This is a genomic window from Caldibacillus sp. 210928-DFI.2.18, from assembly GCF_020554505.1.
Classification (GTDB): Bacteria; Bacillota; Bacilli; order Bacillales; family Caldibacillaceae; genus Caldifermentibacillus; species Caldifermentibacillus hisashii.
This window is the reverse complement of record NZ_JAJCHL010000136.1, coordinates 1-5,647: the sequence shown is the minus strand read 5'-3', so window position 1 is coordinate 5,647 and position 5,647 is coordinate 1. Positions and strand designations below refer to the sequence as shown.

Below are 5,647 nucleotides of genomic sequence, written 5' to 3'. Positions count from 1 at the left end.
ACTAGAGAAGCTTCGGTAGCATTACCTCGCAAGCGAAAATGTATTTTCGCTGACTGCGGCTCTGCCGTCGCCTGAAGTCTCGGCAGTCGCCGAGTTTTCTTTACGCTTATTCTTAGATTTACGGCAATGTGCGCACTATATTTTATGTAATACTTTTCGATATTATAGATAAGTGAAATTTTTACGACAATTAACATAATTATATTAATAAACGTACAGAGACATTTTTGAAAGGAAGATGGGAATGCAAGTTGTGGCAACCGTAGGACGAAATGAAGCATTAGAAAAACGAATTCAGAGCGAATTTCCGACCGTTCAATTTACTTTTCTAAAAAAAATGAAGGAAATTGGGGAAAATCGGTATACTGCTGAAATATTGGTAACTTATGGTGAAGATCTTGATGAAAAATTAATTAATGAGATGAAAAACTTACGATGGATTATGGTTATGTCGGCAGGGATTGAAAAATTGCCGCTTGACGCAATCAAAAAGAATCATATTATTGTCACAAATGCACGGGGAATCCATAAAATCCCAATGGCAGAATTTGTCTTTGGCTACATATTACAATATGCAAAACAACTCCCTCTTTTTAAAAAGCAACAAAGTGAAAAAGTTTGGAACAGGAAAGTACATCTTCAAGAAATTTATGGAAAAACGATGCTTGTTGTCGGTGCCGGAGCAATCGGATCACAAATTAGTCGTTATGGTAAAACATTTGGTATGCACACAATCGGAATCAATCGCAGCGGGAAGGAAAACCCTGATTTTGATGCAACCTATTCGCTAGAACAACTAAATCATATTTTACCGGAAGCAGATTATGTTATTTCTGTTCTGCCCAATACCGTATCGACAAATAAAATTTTTTCAAGACAACAATTTTTTAAAATGAAAAAAGAAGCGGTTTTTATTAATATTGGCAGGGGAAATGCGGTTGATGAGCATGCATTAATGGAAGCATTGGAAGAAGGGCAACTGGCCCATGCTTTCCTGGATGTGTTTGAAAAAGAACCATTACCGGCTGATCATCCATTTTGGAAATCGGATAAGGTCACGATTACACCACATTTGTCAGCCATATCGGATATGTATTTACCACGAGCCTATGAAATTTTTGTGAAAAATTTATGGAACTATGTAAATAAAGAAAACAACTGGATAAATTTGGTCGATTTAAATAGGGGGTATTAGCGATGAGAATTTATACAAGATCTGGTGATAAAGGAACCACATCATTAGTATATGGAGCCCGAGTTCCGAAAGATGATCCTCGTGTGGAGGCGTACGGAACATGTGATGAAGCCAATTCATTTATTGGCTTAGCCGTTAGTTTTTTAAGGAATGAATCATTTCAAGGAAAAGAGAGAATATTAAAGATATTCCACGAGATTCAAACGATACTTTTTCACGTAGGAGCGGAAATTTCAACACCGGCAGGAAAAGAAGTTGTTTGGAAACTTAAGGAGGAGTATGTAAAAACTTTAGAAACTTATATCGATGAGCTTGATGCCAACCTTCCTGCTTTGAAAAATTTTATTTTACCCGGGGGTCATCCGGCCGGAGCAGCCCTTCATTCTGCACGGACAATTGTACGCAGGGCTGAAAGATGTTCAATAGGAATAGAGAATCTAAGTCCGGTTACGCTTGCTTACCTCAATCGGCTTTCGGATTTTCTCTTTGTGGCCGCCCGATATATTAATTTCATTTTACAAGTGGAAGAGCAACATTTGCATCAGGAAGAAAATGCTTAGAAACCCGAGTTATAAAGGATTCATTGACAAAACAGGGGTTAAGTGGTTACAATTATTATAGAAGTTATTATTTAATAATTTTTCTTAATAGAAAAGAGGTGCATGGCGGTGTCTCCCAAACAATTGAAAGAAGCATTAGATACGTTAAAAGTGTCTGGCGTTCGCATAACACCACAACGTCATGCGATACTTGAATATTTGATTAATTCGATGGCTCATCCAACTGCAGATGAAATATACAAAGCTCTAGAAGGTAAATTTCCAAATATGAGTGTCGCAACAGTTTACAATAATTTGCGTGTTTTTAAGGATGTGGGTTTGGTAAAGGAACTAACTTACGGGGATTCTTCAAGCCGTTTTGATTTTACCACTCATGACCATTATCATGCAATATGTGAAAGTTGTGGGAAAATTGTTGATTTCCAATATCCGGGTCTTGATGAAGTAGAACAATTTGCATCACATGTTACCGGTTTTAAAGTAAGTCATCATCGCCTGGAAGTATACGGATTATGTCCGGATTGTGCGAAAAAAGAGGCACATTAATTAATCTGATACAAACGAAAAACAATGCTCCCGATTATCGTTCGGAAGCATTATTTTTTTGCAACGGCTTTACTATATGAGTAGTTATGCCCCCAAGATTTCATAAAACAAAATCAGTAACTATGCTCCAGCAAAAGCAAGATTTTCCGCTAAACTATAGAAGCCATTCAACATTCACGTCAAAAGAACTATTTTGATCAAGCATTAGCAGTCAACGGCAAACGAACAATTAGCTTTTCATAAACCAGAGCAGTCAACCGACCCACCAGCAATTAGCTTTTTTCATAAACCAGAGTGGCAAGCGGATTTCAGCAAAAGTACTTGTGATAAAATACAACCATCACGCAGATTTAAAGCTTAGTAACTTTATTTTTTTTTCTGTTATAAGTCTCATCGAACTCTTTCCCCTCTAATTTGCGATCGAGTGTCAACGGTTCACGGCAATACATGCATATATCAACACGTCCCAGCATTTTGGTCACTTTGTTGCATGAGGGACAAACAACCTGTACGGCTTTTGTTGATAACATCCCGATCATAAAATAAACGACACAACTGGCAATGATCGATAAAAATCCAAGAAACATAAAAAGCATCATGAGTATTGGTGAATTTTTAAAAAGTAGACCTATGTACATAATAATAAACCCAATAAATATTAAACTTAAAGCAAATGTCCGAATTTTATTAATTTTACTTGAATACTTCATCGTGATTATTCCCCCTCTATAAACTATATCATAAATTAGCAATAAAATAGAAAATAAAGTGAAACTTCAATCAGGGGGCTTTATCTCCACTGGTGGTTAGTCGATCGATTTTCTTAAAGCTTTCTCTATGTTGACTCAACTTTATTAAAAAATTATTGATTGCTCTGTCCGTCGCTTAACTGCGAGGTCAAAAACTCGTCGCAGAATTCAAGTCAACGGGGAAGTTAGCAGGGAGCGGAGAAGCTTGTATACGTTCAATAGGTTTTGATAGCAATCAGTGGGATTATTTTACTTTATTCCGCACAAACGGCCACTATATCTTCCTCTTGTGGCTTAAAGGAAATCAAAGATGTTAAGGAGGACGATAAGTGCCCGTAAGTGTCCGATTAGTTTGCAAAAGAACGTTCTTTTTTTACGTGAATAATCTGGAAACCACCTTCCATTCTTCAAGAAAAATTCCACCTATGAGCCGCCCTATACATCGAAATTCATAAAATTGTAAAGAACAAGGAAAAAAAGTTAGGAAATATGGAGGATTTTGATTGATTTTGTCGAAATGAACATAGGATTATATTTTTGGAGGATTTATTATGGATAATTTTGTTCGAACACTATATCAGGAAAGAGCGAGTCAACCTTCTACATTAGGTGTATTGTTAATCGAAAATACAGATCAATTACTTGCAACAACAGATACATTTGATTTGATTATTTTTATTATTTCTACTGATGAAGAGAAGGATTTGTATTTAAAACATTATTACTATGAAGAAAAAAAGCTTGCCCTTTATATGGTTAATAATAAAAAACTGAATGAATGGCTGATGGCCGGATCAAACAGGAGGATATATGACTGGCTGCTTAATGGAAAAATCCTCTTTGATCGAAATGATTTCGTACATCAATTAATCCAGGATTTAAAAGATTTCCCTTTCCATGAAAGAAAATTAAAGATAGGTCTGGAATTTGCCAAACTAATTAGACGTTATACAGATGGTAAGAAATTGTATGAACAAAAGCATTTATTCGATGCATATAACCATGTTATCCACTCACTTCATCATCTTGCCCGACTATCTTTAATCGAAAAGGGATTTCAACCGGAAGTAACTGTTTGGGATCAAGTAAAAAGTATTGAACCTGAAATTTATAAAGTTTATGAAGAACTTATTAATAGCGGGGAGCCGTTAAAAAAGAGATTAGACTTACTCTTTTTAGCAAGTGAATTTTTTATCCACATGAGGACAGATCTCGGAAGTTCACATCTTCTTGAAGTATTGGATAAAAAATTAAAATGGTCGATTCAAGATATTGTTGAGGAAGAAGAACTTAAGCTATATTCCATTGATATTTTTGCCCTTCTTGAATATTTAGTGGATAAAGGCTTTTTACATATTGTATTGGAGGAATCAAAAGGAAAGAAGATTTATCACCGATACTATACGACAAAAAATATTTAATTAAAGACCGATAAAAGGATCATCTTAATTAATGTTACACTCTAGCGGCGAATGGATAATACGCTTTAATTTCCAAATGCGTAGTCTAACTCCACCGGCAGTACTTAAAAGATCATCAAGATTGTTGCAAGATGAGTTTCCAGAGTTGAAAAAAGATATTGGGGACAACATCTGTGGGCAAGAGGATACTTCTGTGCAACAGTAGGAAATGTAATGGATGAAATAATAAGAAATTATATTGCTAATCAATTTACTGAAGAGAGAAATGATATCTTCAAAATAGAGGATGAGTTTTAGTCTAATTTTGAGTGGGCTTGAGCTCGGGGACTTTCAGAAGAACTTTAGTCTTTAGTAATGACTTTGGTCATCGACATTTATGTCAAAATCCACCTGCTTTAAGCAGGTGGTCGTTTAAGAATAAGGATCTTAGATAATTAAACTTTTTTGGATACCCCCGCTTTAAAATCTACTGGTAATTTAAGTGGTGGGTAGTCCAACATCTTTAGGTGAGGAGAACTTTCTCCCTTAAAACGTGATAGTGAACGGTGGGAAATGTCTCACTACTTAATCGACTATATATATGGAAAAAATGTTAATAATTAATGAATGGAGGATTTACTTATTTACTAACATTCAGTTGAGAAAGGACCAGTACTTATATCTGAAAGAGCTTAGTCCTGTTTTTTAAAACTTGTATAGCGTAGGTTTGTATAATGATCAACGATATTATTTTGAGCAGAAAGCGTATCATAAATGCAAGATACAACATCATCTTGCGGAACTTTAGGCTACTAAACAGCAATATGGCTCAGCAATTCCTTAAGGAAGCTGAGCATGCTTTTCATTATCGATGGTCCACTAGGATTAAAGTGATAAAGTAGTTCAAAATGGATGTTGACAAAGGTCTTTTTTGTTAGTATACTGATATTCGTCGCTGCAAATTAGCAACAATAAAATTTGCAAAAAAGACAAAAGTTATTGACAAAGATAATATTTTTTTGTTATTATATTAAAGTCGCTTTTGAATTGATTTGAAGTCAGTTGGTTTTTAAAAAAGTTCTTGACTTCAAAATCAATATTGTGATATAATAATAAATGTGTTTTCTGATTTGGGAATTGATCCTTGAAAACTGAACAAGACAAAGCGTTTTAATAAACCATTTAAGTCAGTTTTAA

5 protein-coding genes and 1 pseudogene are annotated in these 5,647 nt (G+C 35.0%); 5 read left to right on the top strand and 1 reads right to left on the bottom strand.

What is annotated here, in order from left to right:
- Positions 1-253 precede the first annotated feature (253 nt).
- The 3 genes from LIZ98_RS16685 (at position 254) to perR (ending at position 2,301) form a co-directional block, all read left to right on the top strand.
- The gene (locus LIZ98_RS16685) at positions 254-1,195 is read left to right on the top strand and encodes a D-2-hydroxyacid dehydrogenase (RefSeq protein WP_227203144.1); all 942 of its coding nucleotides are present in this window, start codon (positions 254-256) and stop codon (positions 1,193-1,195) included.
- A gap of 2 nt (positions 1,196-1,197) precedes the next feature.
- Positions 1,198-1,755: a cob(I)yrinic acid a,c-diamide adenosyltransferase gene (locus tag LIZ98_RS16680; RefSeq protein ID WP_041845750.1), complete on the top strand. Its 558-nt coding sequence runs from the start codon at positions 1,198-1,200 to the stop codon at positions 1,753-1,755.
- A 102-nt stretch (positions 1,756-1,857) separates the two neighbouring features.
- Positions 1,858-2,301, top strand: a complete 444-nt coding sequence (gene perR / locus LIZ98_RS16675) for a peroxide-responsive transcriptional repressor PerR (protein WP_255602331.1) — start codon at positions 1,858-1,860, stop codon at positions 2,299-2,301.
- Between the two features lie 350 nt (positions 2,302-2,651).
- Here perR and LIZ98_RS16670 read toward each other — a convergent pair whose 3' ends face one another.
- The gene (locus tag LIZ98_RS16670) at positions 2,652-3,017 is read right to left on the bottom strand and encodes a YgzB family protein (protein WP_041845752.1); all 366 of its coding nucleotides are present in this window, start codon (positions 3,015-3,017) and stop codon (positions 2,652-2,654) included.
- 584 nt (positions 3,018-3,601) lie between these two features.
- On the opposite strand from LIZ98_RS16670, the gene LIZ98_RS16665 reads away from it, so the two are divergent.
- Positions 3,602-4,471, top strand: a complete 870-nt coding sequence (locus LIZ98_RS16665; RefSeq protein WP_034768696.1) for a nucleotidyltransferase-like protein — start codon at positions 3,602-3,604, stop codon at positions 4,469-4,471.
- A 109-nt stretch (positions 4,472-4,580) separates the two neighbouring features.
- A pseudogene (locus LIZ98_RS18235) lies at positions 4,581-4,768 on the top strand (transposase); the annotation flags it as partial.
- Positions 4,769-5,647: the final 879 nt, after the last annotated feature.